We start from the raw sequence: 20,030 nt of genomic DNA on the forward strand, positions 1-20,030 counted from the left end.
TTTTTTTATATTTAATTCTTTCTACCTAATTCTTCTCTGATTCTTTCCGCATCTTCACCTTTAGCTGTAAAAATCAGATGATCTCCTACTTCGATGATTGTATTTCCATGTGGCACTAGCCATTTACCGTTTCGCCAGATTCGACTAACAGTCATTTGTTCAATAAAGTCCAGATTCATTAATTTCTGACCAGCATACTTATGATTTCTAACCGTTACTTCAAACAAGCCATTCTTAGTATCTGTTAAAATTCTCAAAATTGAAGGTGATTCAATTAGAGCTCTTAAAACAGAAGTCTGAACATTGAAAATATTGTAAATTTCAATTTTTTCATTGATTAATTTCTTAATTGTTTCAGGCTTTGGCCTCTCTTGACTAGCAATGACTCGTTGAACACCATGCTCTTTTGCTAAACGAGCAATTTTACGGTTTAGGTCATCTTCGATAAATCCAGCTACTAAAATATCACAGTCAAAGACACCTGCTTTTTCTAAACATGCCTCTTCTAAGCTATTAATTAACTTCAAATTAGCAACTTTACTCTTATAAGTATCATAGTTTTCTTTTTTATGAGTTACTAATAGCACATCATACCAATTGTCATGAAGCTCCTGGGCAACAGGCACAGTCATTACATTGGTTCCCATCATGACAACTCTTTGCTTAATTTTATCTTCTTTGGTTAATTTAAAGAGAGAATTAAATAGAATTGGTCCTAAAATACATACGACTACTGCTGCCAAAATAAAGGCATCTGATTGGGTTTCAGTAATTGCATTTAACTTACGAGCAACCTCTAATGTTGGAAGTACAATCGTAATTGTAGTCATAATTAAAAATGTACCCGCAAGACTGTTACGTTTATTGAAATTTCGTGTATAAACCAAAAATATAGGTAATTTAGCTAAAAGTAAGAACAATACTAAAACCGGGATCAACATTAATGCATTCGGATTAGCAAGAAGGGACTTTAAATCCAGCTTAACACCCGTAGTAATGAAGAAAATTGGAATGAAGAAGCCATAACCAATAGAAGTTAACTTATCCATTGTTGCTTCGCTGGGTTCAAGTAACTTCATAACCATCCCAGCTAAAAAGGCACCCAAAATATTTTCTGCTCCTACACGTTCTGCGACTGTTACTAGGGTAAATATTAAGAAGAAGGCCAATCGAATATCTAGTTGAGTAGTTGCTTTAGAGATCTTATTAAACCATTGATACGGTTGTTTAAATCGTCTCAATAAGATAATTGCTGCTAGGAAAAGCAGAACAATAAGCCACAATCTTCCTGCATTACCACCGTTAATCGAAGCATAGATAGTCAACAGCAATAAGGGAATTACTTCTCCTAGAACGGCTGTTAACAATATGGTTTGCCCAATCGGTCGAGATAAGATTTCTTTTTCTTTTAAAGTTGCAATCACAACCCCTAAGGCTACAGTCATAAAAATAATCATAGCCAGCATAACATCATTAAATAGGCCTACTAACTTTAGAATATAAGCTAAAGCAAATGCCGTTATTGTAATAGCAGTAAACGCCATAATTGCTATTCGGGCTGGATTAATTTTACTCTGTTTAGACTCAGGTAAATCCTTCTTTTTAAAAAGATCAAAATTAATTTCCATACCTGATAGAAACATCAGCAAAATCACACCTAAATTTGATAGAAGCGATACGCTGCTTGTAATTTTTATGGTATCTAGTAAGCTTTTTCCTAGAATTATCCCAGTCACAATTTCAGCAACTGCAGTTGGTATAGCATTGATTCTAAATCGTGCCATAACGATTGGAATTACTAAAGCTGCTAAACTAACAATAAATATAGATAGATCCACTTTTCTTCCCCTTATCGTAAATTTAGTACCATTATACTAAAAAACATCAAAAAATAAGTCGGCTTTTATAAGCCAACTTATCTATTTATTCTGCTTCTTCAAAAGTAATTCTTTTAGCAATGACTTTCTTTTGAAGCGCGGGTGTTGTTTTGAAATCAGTAAGCCATTTACTTTGAGCGGTGTCACTACCTGCAGCAATTGCATCAGCCAAATTTCTAACAGGAGTATATCCTTTAAGCATCCCAGCTAAGAAAGTTCCAAGTAAGGCATCTCCACTACCACTGCTATCAACTTCTTCAATTTCAGGAGCTTGTGCTATTAAGGCATCCATCATATTAACAATTGCAGCCCCATTTGCACCTAAGGATAAAAGAACATGTTGTGCTCCTTTAACCACTAAACTATGAGCCATATCAATTAATTCTTTTGTAGTTACTTCCTTGTCATCTTTTTCGAACCAGTGCTTCAATTCAGTTTCATTTGGCTTAATTAACAATGGATTCATTGGCAAGATATCAAGTACGTTTTCATAAGGCACATCTACTACTAATGCAGCTGCTCTTCGATCAGCAACTTTAGCCAAATCAGTTAGATAAACTGGATCTATTCCCTTAGCAAAGCTTCCTGCAATTACTAAAATGTCACCAGCTTTTAAGACTTTCAAATAATCCAATAATTTTTGTTGGTTTTTAGCAGTAATTTTAATTCCACGAGTTTGCTCAATAAATTGATTCTCAATCTCTGCTTTATCAAGCTCTTCTGCTACTTGCTCTACATTTTTGTGATTTACAATTCCAGTCGCAATTGAATCAATACCTAATTTTTTTAAAATAAGTGAAATATTAATTCCTTTACCTACTACACTTTCACTAGGATCTAAGGTTACCGTATAAATCAAAATTATATCCTCCATGCTTTTTTCATAGTTTATTATAAGACAAAAAAGACATGATGCCCATTAGGATCATGTCTTTCAATCTATATATAATTATTAGTAACTAAGTGCACGTTGTTTATCAGCATTCCAGTGTTGATAGAATTCAGCATACGACATACTTCCTTTTGAACCAGTCCATGGATCATTGTAATATAGTCGTTTAGAGTCATATCCAGTTAAAGCCAAAGTATGATTTACAAACCCATCAACATTAGCAACCCAAGCAACTACTAAATGGCCATCTCTTAGTTTATTTTGTATACGTTGCATTGATGCACCAGTCATTATTTCATGATGTCCGATATATTTATCTACTACTGGCGAAATACCTGTTGGGAATACCCACCAACCACTTGTACTATATGGGTTTCCCACAAAACCACGATTACCATCATTGCTACGAGGCATTTCATTAGCTACTTGAGTTTTAGATACGTTATGACCAGCATATTGTAACATCATAGCAACAGCAGTTGCTTCACAACCTGTAGGTAATTCAGGGCGTTGACTAATTACATTTGCATCGTTATGCACTGCAATTATTTGTCCCTGTTCATTATATGTAGTTGACTTTCTACCATCTTGTACAGTTTTACCAAAGGTTCCCCAAGGTTGTCCATTTACACGACCTACTAAATAACCGTATTGACCATTTGCACGTGGTTGTCTTAGCCATACATAGTTACCAGCTTGATAGTAGGCATCATATTTAACCTCTGAATCTGCTGGCAACTGAGTAATAATTGTACTCTTAGTAGTTGGAGCAGTTCTTAAGTTAATTGCACCCGCAGTAATAAAAGTACCATCTTGCTTAGTCCAAGTTGCTTGGTTTTCTTTTGTAGCATTATCTTGAGCCTTCTCTGCTGGTTGTGCTGGTTTGGTTTCGGCTGGCTTAGTTGCAGTAGCGGAACCTTCTTTGAATGTTCCCCATGCTTGACCATCGTTACGTCCTACTAAGTAGCCGTATTCGTTGTTTGAACGTGGTTGTCTTAACCATGTGTATTGACCGATTGTACGGTAAGCGTCGTATTTAACTTCTGAGTTTGCTGGTAATTGAGCAATGACTTTACTGTTAGTGCTTGCGCCAGTCCTCAAGTTAATTGCTCCACCTGTTATAAAGACACCGTTTTGCTTAGTCCAATCACTGTTTACGTTAGTGGTTGTGTTTGGCTTTTCTGCTGGCTTATTAGTATTAGTGTTTGGGTTAGCAGTAGTTGCAGAACCTTCCTTGAATGTTCCCCATGCTTGGCCATTATTGCGTCCTACTAAGTAGCCGTATTCGTTGTTTGAACGTGGTTGTCTTAACCATGTGTATTGGCCAATTGTACGGTAAGCATCGTACTTGATTTCTGTGTTTGTTGGAAGCATTGCAATTACTTTACTGTTAGTGCTTGCGCCAGTTCTTAAGTTAATTGCTCCATCCGTTACAAAGACACCGTTTTGCTTAGTCCAATCACTGTTTACGTTAGTGCCTGTACTTGGTTTTTGAGCTGATTGACTTGGCTTGTTAGTTGGTTGAGCTGGCTTATTATTGTTATTAGTGTTTGGCTTAGCAGTATTGGTAGTACTTGCAGTTGTCTTAAAAGTACCCCAATCTTGACCATTTGCACGTCCTACTAAGTAACCATATTGGTTATTAGCACGTGGTTGTCTCAACCATGTGTAGTTACCCTTAGTAGCATAAGCATCATACTTAACCTCACTATTTGCTGGAAGTTGAGCAATAATATTACTATTAGTACTTGCACCAGTTCTTAAATTAATTGCACCACCAGTAGTAAAAGTACCATCTTGCTTAATCCAATTAGTTTCAGTTTCTGCTGGCTTATTAGTATTTGGTCTAGCAGGTGCTTGACTACTGCTTTGACCGTTATTAGCATTTGAATTATTGGTATTAGCAACGTTATTTGATGTGTTGTTATTAGTATTAGTCTTGTTTGAAAGAGGAACTACATTAACATTTCCATCAACATTTTGACCACGCCAATTTTGCGTATATTGCCAGATAGCCACATTATCCATTGATGGGAAGTAGTTAAAGTCAGGATTATCTTCACGACCATTAGTCTTATACTTAGCTACCCATAAGGCATTTGGATACTTTTCAGAAATCTTATTAGTATCAACCTTATTCTTTAGTAACCATTCACTAGAATAAAGCATTGGGTTGTATCCACCATCATGGACAGTATCCATGAAGCTAGTGATTGCATTAGTATTAGCTTCAACACTACCGTTAGTATTATTGTTAGCGTCTTGTTCCCAATCAGTTGCTAAGTATGAACCTTGTGGTAAACCAGCTTGTTGTGCTGAATTAACTGCATAGTTCCCTTCTTGAACTGCTTGATTGCTGTTAGAGCCAAAATGAGTGTAGTGGTAACCCATAGTCATCATATTATTTTGTTCAGCACTCTGGATTTGGCCTTGAGCTCTAGGGTTTTGGTAGTTAGTACCTTCAGATACTTTAACGACAGCAAATTGTGCCCCAGATTTGGCTTGTTGATCCAAGTTGGTACCTTGCCAACTTGAAACATCTACACCTGTAGACTTTGCAGGTACAGTATCAGTTGCAGCTTGTGCTACTTGATGAGTTTTAGTAACTCCCATAGGATCTACAATTGCTAAAGCTGTCATAGCACTAGCACAAGCTAATGCACTAATAAATTTCTTATTTGTTGAACGCATTAAAAAACTTTCTCCTCCAAAAAATTTTAATGAAACAATCTAATCTTTTATAAATTAACGAACTAGTACTGACTTGGCAGATATCCATTGATTTCCACCAAGGTCGTACCAAGTTTGTCCGTTAACATTAGCTACACGGAAGTATCTCCAACTTGAACCATCTTTTAAGAACTTACCTGAAATTTGATCTTGGCCTGGAACACGCCAGACTGCTACACCATAGTCTGGTTTAGAATTAATAGTTAATACACCAGATTTTGCAGTAATTTGTGCTTCTTGAGTAGTATATTTTGCCATAATCCATTTACCATTACTAATTTCATAATATAAATTTCCGTTAGCATATTTTGAAGCTATAACTACAAATGCACTACCAGCTTCAACTTGTTGGTTTAATTTTTGACCATTTGGAGCTGATAAAACTTGGGTAGTCTTAGTTACTTTAACCAAAACAGTAGAAGCAGCCTTTGGAGCAGTATTAGTACTAATCCATTGAGTACCATAGCTGTTATTTGCAGCTGCAGTCGATACAGCACTTTGGTAACTTTGTACTGGTGCAACATTTTCAACTGAAGCAGCTGGCTTTACAACAGTTTTAGCACTAGTAGTTGCTGGAGTGGCCTTAACTTCTTTAGCTGATTCTTCTACGGGAGTAGTCTTAACAGCTGGAGTAGTTTCTTTCTTTACAGTTTCAACTGGTTTTACTGCTGGGGCTTCAGCTTTCTTAACTTCAGGAGCTTTACCTACTGGTGCAGAGTTAGTTCCTTTATTTTCAGCTTTAGGAGCTTCGACTTTTACAGGCGTAGTCTTAGCTGGTTCAGCCTTAACAGCCTCTTTTTTAACTTCTTCAGTTTTCTTAGCTGGAGTTGCTGCTAATGAAGTAGCTAATTGTTTAACTGGTTGAGCTGCCTTAGTTTCAGCTTTAACATTCAAAGTCGTAGTTTGGGCTGGAGTTTTAACTTCTGCAACTTTCTTTGTTTCAACAGTGGCTGCTTTAACTGGAGCTGCAGGAGCTTGAGTCTGAGCTTGTTGAGTTTGAGCTACTGGAGTCTTAACTGGTTGGCTAGCTTGGTTGTTAGTAGTTGTAGTTTGCTTATTACTATTATTAGTATTAGCAGCGGCATTGTTAGCAGTAGTGTTATTAGTAATTGGGCTAAATGCTAATGCATTAATCCAACCATCACCAATAAATGCACGCTTTACGCCGTTGTTATAAGTAATATACTTAGTAACATTTACATTTTGACCTACTCTTGCAGTATCTACTTGTGTACCAACACTAGGATCAACCGGTGCACTCATAACTGGTGTCGTTTGTGCAACTGTACGATTTTCGTTAACAACTTGTGTGACGGGATCATATTTGTCAAAACCATTAGTTGCAATCACACTATTAAGAGTTTTAGCATAATTTGGATCAGTAGCGTATTTACCTTGTAAACCATTTTGGGTTGCTTGAGCATAGTTACTTGAGTTTTCTACCCAAGTACCAGAGTAATAATTACCCATTTGGTTACGTAATAAAGAACCATTATCTTCAAATGATTCAGTATATGATGGATACTTTCTGAATCCAGCATTAGTAGTGTAGTAACCACCTTTACCGTATTCGCCAGTATTCATGTTTACAGATTGGCCATTGTAAGAGCCCTTAATACCAAATAAGTTATTATTAGGTTCTTGGGCTAAACCTGATTGGCCCCAAGCTGATTCAACTGTTGCTTGAGCAAGCATAACTGAAGTATAAGTACCATACTTAGATGATGCAGTAGTAGCAGCTGGAATAGCTTTATTTAAAAATTCTTGTTGATAGGTTGCAGCTTGAACAGTACCTTCACCAGTTTTTAAAGGATTATCTGGTTTAAGGTTGTTGGTAACTGATATACCGGCAGTGGTTATAAGTGCCGCGGTAGCAATACCAGTGAATGTTCTTTTTTTCATCACTTAAACTCCCTCCAATTTACATACACCCTTTATTGTAGTTTGGCAAGTTGTCAGATACAACCGAACAAACATTCTGAAATGAAAAAGTAACATAAATTACACACTTTCATCTCAAAATAAAAAGAGTAATGCCGAAACATTACCCCTTTAAGAGTTTATTCAATAACTTAATCAAGTTTTTTATTTCAAAAAATATCGTCCTAATTCTTTTCACTATCATCAAACACAGAAGTAACTGTACGTTCAACATATTGAGCAGATAAAGGAGCCTGATATTGATCAACTTCTTCCTTTACAAATAAGTTAGCTTCACACATTTCATTCATCGCAGCCTTAATTTCATCTTCAGTCAAGTTTTCTGCTGCATCAGGTAAAGATAGATTTACTTTCTTATTTTTAGCATTTTTAAATGTAAGTCTTAATGTTTTAGTAGTAGTCATTTTTTAATTCTCCTTAAATTTTCTCTTTATGTTTTTTAGGCTTGGATATCTGAATATGAAATTAGTCTAGCAGCTTTAATACCATCGTCTTTTTGCAACTTAGATAAGGCATTTCCCACCTTCATTACTTCTTCAGCACTAGCTTGCTTCTTAACATTTTTTAAAATTCTACTTTTCTTACCATTGCTATATTTTTCACCCGCAAAAGTAAATTGAACTGATTGATCTTTTAAAATAAATTCCATTTTTGTACTCCTAAATAATCTAATTAATTTTTTGTAAGTCAGCACCGGTGAATTGCCTTACACTATTACTAACGATTTATCTCAAAAAATTGTGCCACTTTTTCAACAAATTTTTTATAAGTGAATTTGGTATAATTTAAGTAAGATAAATTCATTTTTATAGGAGGAAAAAATGATGAAACGATCAAGACTCGGAGTTGCCATTACGGCATTCTTCATTACCTTTTTAGCAGTTGGATGTTCAAACCCATCATCAAATAATTCATCTAATAGTGGTTCAGATAAGTACACAACTTACATGAATCAAGGAAAAGATGCTGCTTCTAGTCAAAAATATGAGACAGCTGAAAACAAATTTGAAGATGCACACGATGTAAAAGCTACTTCTGAATCGAAAGCTTACGCAGATCAAGCTGGCAATATGAAGGATGCTCAGGAAGAAATTAGAGAATATGAATTTAAAGATGCCTTAGATGAATTAGATAAAGCGGCTAACAAGACCAATGGCTACTCAGTAATGACTAAGCAGGCTTCTAAACTCTACAAGACAATCGACAAGGTTCAAGATCATATCACTAATGATATTAATCCTTTGTACAAGAAGGCTAAACTAAGCTACAGAGACGGTAACTACCAAGCAGCAGTTGACTCTTGCGATCAAATTTTAGACTTACCTTACATTAATAGTAAGTATTATAAGAAGGTAAAGAAGAACGTTAAACATTTACGTAAAGTTGCTAATGCAAAATTAAACGGCAAAAATGTTAGCGATGACATTGACACTGAAAACCTAGATGCTAATGATGACGATGAAGCTACTACTTCAAACAAGCAAAGTTCTAACTCAAAATCTAGCTCATCAAACAGTAGTAATACTAACAACACTAATTCTAGCTCTAACAAGAGTTCAAGGAATTCAAATAGCTCAAACTCTCAAGACAACAATGCTGCAAGTCAAAAATCTAGTGCAACAAGCTCAAGCAGCAACACTGCAGCTAATAACAACAATTCAAATACTAATTCTTCATCAACTTCAAGTAATGATAGTATGATGATTAATGGTCAAACAGTTACTGGGAGAGTAATTTCTCAAACTCGTAATCAACTAAGTTCAATTGGCGTTGATACTAGTTCATGGTCTGATCAAAAAGTAGTTAACTTCATGAGATCAGCTGCTAATAACGGCCATACTACAATTGATTCTTACACCAAACAAGATGTAGAAAACTTTAAATAAACCCTATAAAATTTGCTTTTGATTGTAATTCAATGTAAGATTATATTGAATTTTTGTACAGCTAGACAGTAAAGGAGCTCTTAACTTTGACTGAAGACAAGAAGAACACCGAAGAAACTCAAGAAAAAGAAGAATTTGAAGTAGTTATGCCAGAGGCAAATCGTGTAGAAATGCCAGCTACTGAATTTAAAGAACAACCAGATTACTTAAAGACATTTGCTAACTTCTATATTTCAAAATTTGACGAAAGCGATCTTGAAATTATGGATGTTTATGATGGTAATCATGATGTTATCGAAATTAATACATACTTAACTAACAATATGGCTTTCAGCCGTCGCAACTTGGTTAAGCATGTTTTAAATATTCATGGAGACCGTTTCTTGGATATGCTTAACAACATCCAAAAGCAAACTGGTGTAGATCCACAAAATATGAAAACTTACGAAGATTGGGAAAAATGGTACACTGATCGTCGTAACGAAATTAAGCAAACTCTTTCATAAAAAAATCACAAATTATTAGTTGCATATTGAATCCTAAAGGAACAAAATAGTGCTAATAAAAAAGAATGTATTGTTTTAATACATTCTTTTTTATTTATCTAAAATGTCATTATGTTTTATTTTATTAGGAAATTTTAATATGAATAATGGTGTACGAAAAAAGGTCACTCTAGCTGGCCTTTTAGTTTCAATTGGAATCGTCTATGGCGATATTGGTACAAGTCCTCTCTATGTTATGAAGGCAATTGTGAATGAAAATGGAGGAATTGCTAGTGTTAACAGAGAATATATAGTCGGCTCTATCTCTCTTATTCTTTGGACAATAACTCTTTTAACAACAGTTAAGTATGTTCTAATTGCTCTTAAAGCAACTAACCATGGTGAGGGTGGTATTTTTTCACTTTATGCTTTAGTTAGAAAAAAGGCCAAATGGTTAGTTCTGCCTGCTTTAATTGGTGGAGCTGCCTTGCTTGCAGACGGCACACTGACACCTGCAGTTACTGTCACGACAGCAATTGAAGGTCTTAAAAACATGAGATTTGGCAATGATATTCCCGTTCCTAATCAAAACAGTGTTCTTATTATTACCATCATCATTCTTTTATTTTTATTTTCCATCCAAAGAATGGGAACTAGTATAATTGGAAAAACTTTTGGGCCAATTATGCTTATCTGGTTTACTTTTTTAGGTTTAACTGGTGCTATGAACCTAAGTCATGACTTGTCGCTCCTTGAGGCTCTCAACCCTGTGTTAGCAGTCAAAATTTTGTTTAGCCCAGCAAATAAGGTTGGTGTCTTAATCCTAGGAGCTGTCTTTTTAGCAACTACAGGGGCAGAAGCACTTTATTCAGACGTAGGCCACGTAGGAAAAGGCAATATCATGGCTTCTTGGCCTTACGTCTTTATTTGTCTAGCCTTGAACTATCTTGGTCAAGGAGTATGGATTTTAGAAAATCCTAACTACCATGCTGGTAATACTGACTTTAATCCCTTCTTTGAAGCTCTTCCAAGCCAGTGGAAATTTTTCGCCATCATTTTAGCCACCTTAGCAGCCATTATCGCTTCTCAGGCTTTAATTACTGGATCTTTTACATTAGTTTCAGAAGCAAGTGGCTTAAAATTTTTACCAAGGATGAAGATTATTTATCCCTCAACTGAACAAGGCCAGATCTTCATCCCTTCTATTAATAAAATGCTTTGCGCTGCTACAATCGGAATTGTCTTTTTATTTAAGACATCAGAACACATGGAGGCAGCTTACGGGTTAGCAATTACTGTTACCATGCTAATGACGACAATATTACTTTTTGAGTACCTATCTCTAAAAAAAGTTAACATCTTGTTACGCTTAGTTTTTCTGTTTTTGTTCGGTGCAATTGAAAGTATGTTTTTAATTTCCAGTTTAGCTAAGTTTTTACATGGCGGTTATGTAACAGTAATCATTGCTGCCTTTATCGGTGCAATTATGTATATTTGGTATTTTGGTAACAAAGTTCGTGATAGACGCGAAGCTAAAAATGCTTACGTGCGTTTAGACGAATACACTTCCATGCTAAGTAATTTAAGTCATGATGATAGTGTGCCTTTATACGCGACAAATTTAGTTTATATGGCTAAGGTTAAGTACAATAAGTTTATCAAGCGCGATATACTCTACTCAATTTTAGACAAACGTCCAAAACGGGCCCATGCATATTGGTTTGTCACTGTTAATGTAACTAACGAACCCTTTACCGCCGAATATGCAATTAATACTTACGGCACAAAAAACGTGATTAACGTTCAACTATATTTAGGTTTTAAACAACAGCAAAAAGTTAATGTTTATCTACGACAAATAGTTCACGAGCTAATTAAAGATGGTACAATCGAATCTCAGCCACAAGAATACACCACGACTCCCGGTCGTGACGTTGGAGATTTTAAATTTGTAATTGTAAATGATGTGATTAGTCCACAAACTCAATTAAATACTTATGAAAAGTGGTTAGTTGAAAGTCGTGTCTGGCTTCAAAATTTATCTTCTAATCCTGCTGTTTGGTTTGGATTAGAATATGCTGATACAGTAGTTGAACGAGTTCCATTAATCCTAGGCTCACAAAATATTAAATCAATTCAAAGAACTAAATTGAAATAAATATTTTTAATTAATCGCCTGCAGATACTTGCAACTCTTGCGCAAATAGATGAAAATAGATATGTTTAAAAAAAGAATGTCTTTTCGGCATTCTTTTTTACGTTATTTGAATATTTAGCTGTTTGGCTATTTATTGGGAGAATATAATAATGAATGAAAAAACACGGAAAAATATATCAGCCGCAGGCTTACTGATTGCTATTGGTATTGTCTACGGAGATATCGGAACAAGTCCGCTATATGTTATGAAATCAATTGTTGCCGGAAACGGCGGAATTGCGAACGTAAATCGCGACTTTATTGTAGGTTCTATTTCCTTAGTACTTTGGACAGTTACTCTGTTAACAACTTTGCAAACTGTCTTTATTGCCTTAAAAGCTACTAACCATGGTGAAGGTGGTATTTTTGCCCTCTATACTTTGGTCCGGAAACGAGCTAAGTGGCTTGTCCTTCCTGCTTTGATTGGTGGTGCAGCAATTTTAGCTGATGGTACTTTAACTCCCGCAGTTACTGTTACAACTGCTATTGAAGGATTAAAAGGAATTGAATTTGGTCATGGTAACGTTCCAGTTTCTACTCAAGGAACTGTTATTGCGATTACAGTAGTAATTCTTTTACTTTTGTTCTCAATTCAAAGAATGGGGACAAGTATTATCGGTAAGGCTTTTGGTCCAATCATGTTTATCTGGTTCACCTTCTTAGGTGTAATTGGATTAATGAATATGATGGGGGATCTTTCAATTTTACAAGCTCTTAATCCATACTACGCAATTAAACTTTTATTCAGTCCTTACAACAAAGCTGGAATCTTTATTTTAGGTTCTATCTTCCTTGCTACTACTGGTGCTGAAGCTTTGTATTCAGACGTTGGTCACGTTGGTAAAGGAAACATTATTGGTTCCTGGCCATATGTCTTTGTTTGTTTGTCACTTAACTACTTCGGTCAAGGTGTTTGGATTTTAAACAATCCTAACTACAATGCGGGAAATGGTGACTTCAACCCATTCTTCGAAATTATTCCACAAAACATTCGTTTAGCTGCGATTGTTTTAGCAACTATTGCAGCTGTTATTGCTTCACAAGCTTTGATTACTGGTTCATTTACTTTAGTAGCTGAAGCCAGTGGTTTGAAATTTTTACCAAGAATGAATATTATGTATCCTTCCACTAAAAAGGGACAGATTTATATTCCTTCAGTTAACAAAATGATTTGTGCAGCAACTATTGCAATCGTTCTTTTCTTCCAAACCTCAGCGCACATGGAAGCAGCTTATGGTTTGTCAATTGCCATTTCAATGTTAATGACAACAATTCTGCTTTATGAATGGTTGGCAATGAAGGGTGTTCATACCATTTGGAATTGGCTCTTCTTAATTTTCTTTGGCTTTTTAGACGTAATGTTTATGTTAGCCAGCTTGAGTAAATTCATGCACGGTGGTTACGTTTCACTAGTTATTGCCGGATTCATCGGTATCATTATGTACGTTTGGTACTATGGTAATAAAATTAGAGACAAGCGTGAATCACGTAACGCTTATGTCCGTCTTGATGAATACGTTGATATGTTGACGAACTTAAGTCACGACGAAGATTATCCTACTTTTGCAACTAACTTAGTCTATATGGCAAAAGTTAAGTACAATAAGTTTATTAAGCGAGAAATTCTCTACTCTATCTTAGATAAACGTCCTAAGCGAGCACGAGCATATTGGTTTGTAACAGTTAACGTAACTAATGAACCATTCACTGCTGAATATGCTGTTAACACTTATGGTACAAAGAATGTTATTAACGTTCAGCTCTTCCTTGGTTTTAAGCAGCAAACTAGTGTGAATGTTTACTTGCGTCAAATTGTTCATGACCTGATTGCAGATGGAACCATTGAATCTCAACCACAAGAATACACTACTACTCCTGGTAGAGATGTCGGTGATTTCTCATTCGTTATCGTTAACGATGTAATTAGTCCACAAACACAACTTAGAAGTTATGAAAAATTCTTAGTTGAAGCACGTGTATGGCTTCAAAATCTTTCCTCAAACCCTGCTTCATGGTTTGGCTTAGATTATGCAGATACAGTCATTGAACGTGTTCCATTGATTCTAGGAAATCAAAGAAGACAACATATTACTCGCATCCCTCCTAAGAAATTTGAAGATATCAAAAAGAAGCTTCAAGCCGAAGGAGAACTTAAAGAGTAGGGCAAGTTAATGGCTAACAAAAAGGCATCCCAAAAGGGATGCCTTTTTAGTGTTCAAATATAAAAATTTTTAAGAGGATTTCTAACTATGTTTAACTAATTTAATTCCTTAATAATACCTTCCAAGGTCTTCTTAGCTTCTTCTTGAATTGGTTGAGTAGGGTGTTCTTCATCATACTTATTCAACCAGTCTAACCGATCTTGCATTCTCTTACCCAAAGTCTTTTGATATTCAGGGTCATCTAAGTGAACTTCGTAGCCTTCAATTGGCAAGTATGATACACCCTTGAAGTTACCAAATTGCTTCCAGTCACTGTCTTTGATAGTACCATTAGCAAGATCTTCAACTAACTTCTTAGTTACTTCCTTTGGAATATCCTTACCCATGAATGCATCAGTATTCAGAATGTAACAAGAAGCTCCACGCTTAGTAAATAATTCCTTAAAGTCTGAGTAGTCACCAGATACTGGGTAAGCACGGAATGGGTCCGCAAATGGTTCAATTACCAAAGTATTCATGTCAAAGCCCTTTGGTAAGTTTTCAGCACTAGTTCTCTTAGTTGCTAAAGTAAGTCCCATGGTAGTTGCTAGAACTGGATCATCAACCTTTAAGATTGGTGGCAAAGAACCATCCTTCATAATCCAGAATAAGGCAGTGATTGGTGCATTTTCATAGTCAACTCTATGTGGTGAAGTATAACGTGTCTTAATAACACGACCATTATTGTTCCGAAGATCTTCAGTTACAATAACTTTCTTACCATCTTCATCTTGAGTAACTGCACAGTTCATAATTGTAGTGTAGTACTTAGTCTCATGGTGGCCTGCTGGATAGTCATGCGTCTTATCAAAGTATGAAGGCTCTAATGCTACTGAAGATCCATCTTCACGAGAAATAATAAATGCATCATCGTGCAAAACAGTAATATCATATTTACCATCATACATTTCATGAGTCAAAGTAGATTTGCCTGAACCAGATAAGCCGTAGAAAGCAAATACTTTATCATCCTTATCCTTAAAGTGGAATGACTTTTCACCACCGTGACAAGCAGTATAACCGTTTCTGTGAGCCATAGCCCAAGCAAGAGTTAAAGTACCCTTCTTTAATTCACCGAAGTAGCGTAAGCCAAAGACTGCAGCACAGTTATGTGGAGCATCAAAGACACCAAAACCCTTTGGATAGTCTTCATCTTGTGTATTTGGATCAAAGTAGAAGTAAATATCTCCTTCATCATATAACTTCGATTTCTTATAGATCTTTTCTGCTTCTTCATCAAAGAAGTGGAAATTCAAGATATACGAAAGTAAGTTAAAGGCTTGGTCTTCTGGCATCATAATATGTGCTTTAACAGTAAAGCTTGGATCTAATCCTACTAAAACTGTTGCTTTTAAGAATTTTTGATCATGGCCCTTATAAATATCTTCACGTAAATTACCAGCTAATGCTTCAGGATCCTCTTTTGGATCATCTACAAAGTGACGTGCACTTGCTGTTCTACCCAAGATTTTACCGTGATTATAAACTAATTGCTTTGCACCCTGTGGTAAACCGAGTTCTTTAGTATGTAAAATTGGTAGGTCAGTTTCGATAACACCAGATTGTTTCTTAGCTAAATTATAAGCTTCAGCAACACTAGTTACTTCGTGTACATTGTTACCATAAAAGGCAGATTCAATAGTAGAACGAACCCGACTAAATTTTTTGTTAGCTTTTCTTAACTCATCATGAGAATAACGTTCTTGTGTACTCAACTTAAGTTTCCTCCTCTGAAACCATAGAAAGCGGTTTCAATTATTACAGTTAAATAATAACATAACAAGTTAACTATAGCCATGTATTAATTGAAAAATAAATTGATATTAATCGTAAATAACCCATACAAACAAAAAGCAATTCCCTAATACATTTAACTTATTAAGGAACTGCTTTTATATATGATTTCGATATCTTTTAATTGTTTTTATTATTTATAAATTTTTTCCATAGTAAAAATACAATAACTAAAAGCCAAGAAATTAATGAAATTGCACTAATTACATAGAACCAGCTTGGCACGGCAAAGTGTAAAATAGCGCGATTTAATCCAGCTTTTTGATTAACAATTGGATTCCCAATTATATTTTTAGCACCGGAGAATTTCTTACTATTCACTGTTAGTTCACTTTGCGTGTAAAGCACAACAGGTAAAACTATCTTATTAGCTTTATTAGCTTTCCAAGATAATACTAAATCACCATTTTTAGTAACTCTGTGATCAAATTTTTGGTATCGCTCAACAACATTAACTTTATATAGATAAGCTGCATTTTGATCAATCGACTTGTCTTTGGTTGGTAAGTAGTCCGGTAAATAATGCCACTTCAACATTTCTAGCATTTTGTCACTGGTTGACCGTTTAGCAACAACTTGAACTTGTGCATCTTTTCGACAAGCAACTGTGAAAATGTGGTTGGTAATTATATTTGGCACAGCTGCTTCTAAAAGTAAAATTGTTACCAAGCTAATACCAACTGCTTTTGGCTTGACTCCCTCTTTTAGCAAGTAGTTAACCGTTAAAGCCATCCCTAGTAAAATCAATGGATATGCAACAACAGTTAATCTAAATGGAAATTGAAAGTAGGATTTTAAGCTTGGGAAAGCTCTTTGAACTAATCCCCATGGAAAAACAAAAGAAGATAAGCCCAGTAAGACAGTACCCAAAATGGTTACAAAAGTATTTAGCCTGTCTCGTTTATAGTGCATGACAACATAGATAAATTGCGCAATAATTAATAAAACAAAAATTGGCAAAATATAAGCAAATGCTGTTCCATATTCGTTGTGCCAAAGCATATGTGGTCGCAATCCGCCACGAGACAAATCAAATTCAGTAGTCGCAGAAAGGTGATTCGTCGGCATTAAAACTAAAAATGCACCAATCACATTTGCTGATAAGACAATGGTTCCTAAAACCGCTTTAATAAAAGGAATCCAAACTTTTCTAGAATTATTATTAATAATTAAAGAGTAAATAAAGAATGGAATCAATAATAATACAGCCATTAAGGTACTTAAAACATGAACCTGAATCAGCAGGCTCATTACCACCATTAACTGAATCCAGTTAATTGGTCGTTTTTTATCGCAAATCATGCGAACACCGCATAAAACAACTAATGGCATTAAAGCCTGTCCCCACCCATTAAAAGAACTACGATTGATAAAGGCTGGAATCATCCCAATGTTAATATAGATAATTCCCATTACAGTAGCTAAAAGCTTATTAATACCTACCTGCTTTAGGAGGTAATACATACTCCCAGCACCCAATAAAGAAATTAGATAGGCTAAGATAACTTGATAGTTAAACCAATTACCAGCAATAAGAACTAAAATCCCGTTAAAATAGGCGAAAAGCGGCCCATAAATGGCATTAATAATTCTTCCGCTCTGCTGAAAAGTAAAATTAGTTTGGAAAATGCTAAAGATTCCACTTTTAAGCTGCATCCCTGCATCATAAAAGCGACTATAGTGAAATAAGGTATCAGCAGTGTCATCACTAGCTAAAATAGTATGTGAGATTAGCTGCGGTGAAATGACTATGGTTGTAGCCAAGATGATTAATAAATATGGCCAGATGAATTGGCAAAATTTATTAGTTTTTATTTTTTCTAACATGTTTAACCTTTTCTAATTAAGAATATTGTCTTAAGTGATAAGAATACCAATTCATAATATTATTAATAATTTCTTTTTGCAAACAATGAAAAAAGAACCAAACAGCTTTCGCCATTTGATTCTAAAATTAGTTTTTATTTTTTACCAAATCACAACACGTTTTTCTGGGTCTAACCACATACCATCTTCTGGCTTAACATCAAATGCCTTGTAGAATTCTTCTTGGCATTGTGATTGAACGTTAGCTCTTTCAGGACCAGGAGCATGAACATCAACTGAAACTTGTGTCTTAATTGATTCAGGAAGTTGCTTGTTTGCCCAAACACGAGCAAAGTTTTCAAATACTTCCTTCATGTTTCCATTTTCACCCTTATTAGCTTCAACAGCAGCAGTCAAACCACCTTGGTCAGCAATATTTTCAGAAACAATTTGTTTACCGTTCAAGGTAACTGGACCATATTCAATGCCGTTAAATAAATCAATTTCGGCTTGAGTACGTTTCTTAAATTCCTCAAAGTCTTCGTCTGTCCACCAATTCTTCAAGTTACCAAATTCATCAAATTTAGCACCGTTGTTATCAAAGGCGTGAGAAATTTCGTGTGCAATAACAACACCAATACCACCGTAGTTTAAGCTACGAGATTGTTTCAAGTCATAGAATGGCTTTTGCAAAATTGCAGCTGGGAAGGTAATATCATTTCTCTGTGGATCGTAACATGCATTTACTAAGTTACCAGGCATGAGCCATACAGTTCGATCAACCGGTTGAGTTAATTTCTCAAGGTTGTACTTAACTGATTCTACAGCAGCTGCGCTTTCATTAGAGTAAAGGCTACCACCTTCTGCTTCAGGGACAACTTGAAGACGATCATAGATTTCTTCAATCTTTTCTGGATAACCAATCTTCAAAATCAAAGCACGTAATTTAACAATTGCTTTTTTCTTGGTGTCTTCAGATAGCCAATTATTTTCAGAGATACGTTTTTCATAAACGTCAATCATCTTATGAATCATATCTTCTACGTCAGCCTTAGCTTCAGCGCCAAAGTAAGTTTGACCGTAGTACACACCAACTACTTCGCTAAACATACCATTAGCTAAACGATAAGCTTGTTTAGTACCAGATGATAGTTCAGGTTGTCCTGACAAAGCTTGACTAAATGGAAAAGCAGCTTCACGGAAATCTTGAGAAAGATATGCAGCTACACCATTAATAAACTTAACAACCATCCAACCTTTAATTTCATCAAAGTTATCTTCGTTAATTAATTCTTCAACATGATCTAAGAATCTTGGTTCAGTGACAATAATCTTCTCAGGCTTTTGAGCAAATAAATTACTTAAGAAGTTGTCAATCTTAAAGCTATCAAACTTATCTTCAAATTCAGCTAAAGACATTGGGTTATACATTGCTGGATAATCTGCCCATTCTTCAGTTGACTTAAGAACTTTAGAAAGCTTCTTATCAAACTTCAATGCCCCTTCTACATACTTCTTAGCATCTTCTTCGCTTAAGCCAGCCATTTTAAGTAATTCTTCAGATTGATCTTGTAATACCTTCAATAAGTCAGCTGCTGCAGGATTGTCATAAGTAGTAGTATCAGGCAAGAATAAACCAGGTCCGCCAAAGTATACAACATGAACTTTAGTATCCTTCATGTCCGCATCAACTGACACACTAATTGGTAAGTCAAAAGCATTCTTATAGAAATCGGCTGCTCTTAAGTTAAGATCAGTTAAATTACGTAAACTAGTGATTTCTTCAAGGTCAGCTTTAATTGGCTTTGCCCCATCTTCATTTCTCTTGTCAAAGTTATTAGCAATTTTGTAAAGTTCAACTGCTTTTTCAAAATTAGGAACATTTGGCAAATTCTTTTTACTATCTGCAAAATCAGCAAAATCTTGCATTAAGCTCTTTTCAATGTTCAAATCAATGCCATCAAAAGAACTAATTCTTGAACGGTCTGAAGGAATTTTTGCTTTTTCAATCCATTCAGAGTTCACTGCTAGGTAAAGATTATCTTGTGGTCTTGCGTTAAGATCGGGCTTAGTAATATCACCCACACCGCCACGTACATTGAGTAATGCCATTAATAAAATTCCTCCTTGTAATTCATGAGTAATTATATAAATGATATCATTATTAAAATTATTAGTCTATGATTAAACATAATCATTTCATTATTTAACGATAGTCTTT

Annotated in this window: 13 protein-coding genes; 4 read left to right on the forward strand and 9 right to left on the reverse strand. The window is 35.3% G+C overall.

The genetic code is table 11. The features are described 5' to 3' along the window. Positions 1-11: 11 nt before the first annotated feature. The 6 genes from Q9R40_RS02300 to Q9R40_RS02325 all read right to left on the reverse strand — a co-directional run bounded on the left by Q9R40_RS02300 (position 12) and on the right by Q9R40_RS02325 (position 8,089). The gene (locus Q9R40_RS02300; protein WP_304676139.1) at positions 12-1,838 is read right to left on the reverse strand and encodes a monovalent cation:proton antiporter family protein; all 1,827 of its coding nucleotides are present in this window, start codon (positions 1,836-1,838) and stop codon (positions 12-14) included. Between the two features lie 85 nt (positions 1,839-1,923). Further along, a complete protein-coding gene (locus Q9R40_RS02305; protein WP_304676140.1) occupies positions 1,924-2,751 on the reverse strand; it encodes a PfkB family carbohydrate kinase in 828 nt (275 codons plus the stop codon). 78 nt (positions 2,752-2,829) lie between these two features. Further along, on the reverse strand, positions 2,830-5,460 hold the full coding sequence (locus Q9R40_RS02310) for a GH25 family lysozyme (protein ID WP_304676141.1): 2,631 nt from the start codon (positions 5,458-5,460) through the stop codon (positions 2,830-2,832). 54 nt (positions 5,461-5,514) lie between these two features. Further along, a complete protein-coding gene (locus tag Q9R40_RS02315) occupies positions 5,515-7,401 on the reverse strand; it encodes a glycoside hydrolase family 73 protein (protein WP_304676142.1) in 1,887 nt (628 codons plus the stop codon). A 203-nt stretch (positions 7,402-7,604) separates the two neighbouring features. Then, positions 7,605-7,844 (reverse strand): DUF2922 domain-containing protein, encoded by a 240-nt coding sequence (locus tag Q9R40_RS02320; protein WP_297938720.1) that lies wholly within the window; start codon positions 7,842-7,844, stop codon positions 7,605-7,607. A 35-nt stretch (positions 7,845-7,879) separates the two neighbouring features. Then, positions 7,880-8,089, reverse strand: a complete 210-nt coding sequence (locus Q9R40_RS02325) for a hypothetical protein (protein WP_297938723.1) — start codon at positions 8,087-8,089, stop codon at positions 7,880-7,882. A 175-nt stretch (positions 8,090-8,264) separates the two neighbouring features. Here Q9R40_RS02325 and Q9R40_RS02330 point away from each other — a divergent pair, with 175 nt between their 5' ends. The 4 genes from Q9R40_RS02330 to Q9R40_RS02345 all read left to right on the forward strand — a co-directional run bounded on the left by Q9R40_RS02330 (position 8,265) and on the right by Q9R40_RS02345 (position 14,170). After that, the gene (locus Q9R40_RS02330; RefSeq protein ID WP_304676143.1) at positions 8,265-9,326 is read left to right on the forward strand and encodes a hypothetical protein; all 1,062 of its coding nucleotides are present in this window, start codon (positions 8,265-8,267) and stop codon (positions 9,324-9,326) included. 86 nt (positions 9,327-9,412) lie between these two features. Next, positions 9,413-9,832, forward strand: a complete 420-nt coding sequence (locus tag Q9R40_RS02335) for a hypothetical protein (RefSeq protein WP_053106921.1) — start codon at positions 9,413-9,415, stop codon at positions 9,830-9,832. 139 nt (positions 9,833-9,971) lie between these two features. Then, positions 9,972-11,969 carry a KUP/HAK/KT family potassium transporter gene (locus tag Q9R40_RS02340; RefSeq protein ID WP_004898620.1) on the forward strand — a complete coding sequence of 666 codons (1,998 nt, stop codon included), beginning with the start codon at positions 9,972-9,974 and terminating at the stop codon, positions 11,967-11,969. Positions 11,970-12,118: 149 nt separating this feature from the next. After that, the gene (locus Q9R40_RS02345) at positions 12,119-14,170 is read left to right on the forward strand and encodes a KUP/HAK/KT family potassium transporter (protein ID WP_304676144.1); all 2,052 of its coding nucleotides are present in this window, start codon (positions 12,119-12,121) and stop codon (positions 14,168-14,170) included. A 95-nt stretch (positions 14,171-14,265) separates the two neighbouring features. Here the strand turns inward: Q9R40_RS02345 and Q9R40_RS02350 are convergent, their stop codons facing one another. The 3 genes from Q9R40_RS02350 to Q9R40_RS02360 all read right to left on the reverse strand — a co-directional run bounded on the left by Q9R40_RS02350 (position 14,266) and on the right by Q9R40_RS02360 (position 19,921). Beyond that, a complete protein-coding gene (locus Q9R40_RS02350) occupies positions 14,266-15,924 on the reverse strand; it encodes a phosphoenolpyruvate carboxykinase (ATP) (RefSeq protein WP_304676145.1) in 1,659 nt (552 codons plus the stop codon). Positions 15,925-16,123: 199 nt separating this feature from the next. Next, positions 16,124-17,830 (reverse strand): cell division protein, encoded by a 1,707-nt coding sequence (locus tag Q9R40_RS02355; RefSeq protein WP_304676146.1) that lies wholly within the window; start codon positions 17,828-17,830, stop codon positions 16,124-16,126. A 141-nt stretch (positions 17,831-17,971) separates the two neighbouring features. Further along, complete coding sequence (locus tag Q9R40_RS02360; protein ID WP_304676147.1) at positions 17,972-19,921, reverse strand: M13 family metallopeptidase; 1,950 nt, start codon at positions 19,919-19,921, stop codon at positions 17,972-17,974. Positions 19,922-20,030: the final 109 nt, after the last annotated feature.

The organism is uncultured Lactobacillus sp., assembly GCF_948948975.1.
Taxonomy (GTDB): domain Bacteria; phylum Bacillota; class Bacilli; order Lactobacillales; family Lactobacillaceae; genus Lactobacillus.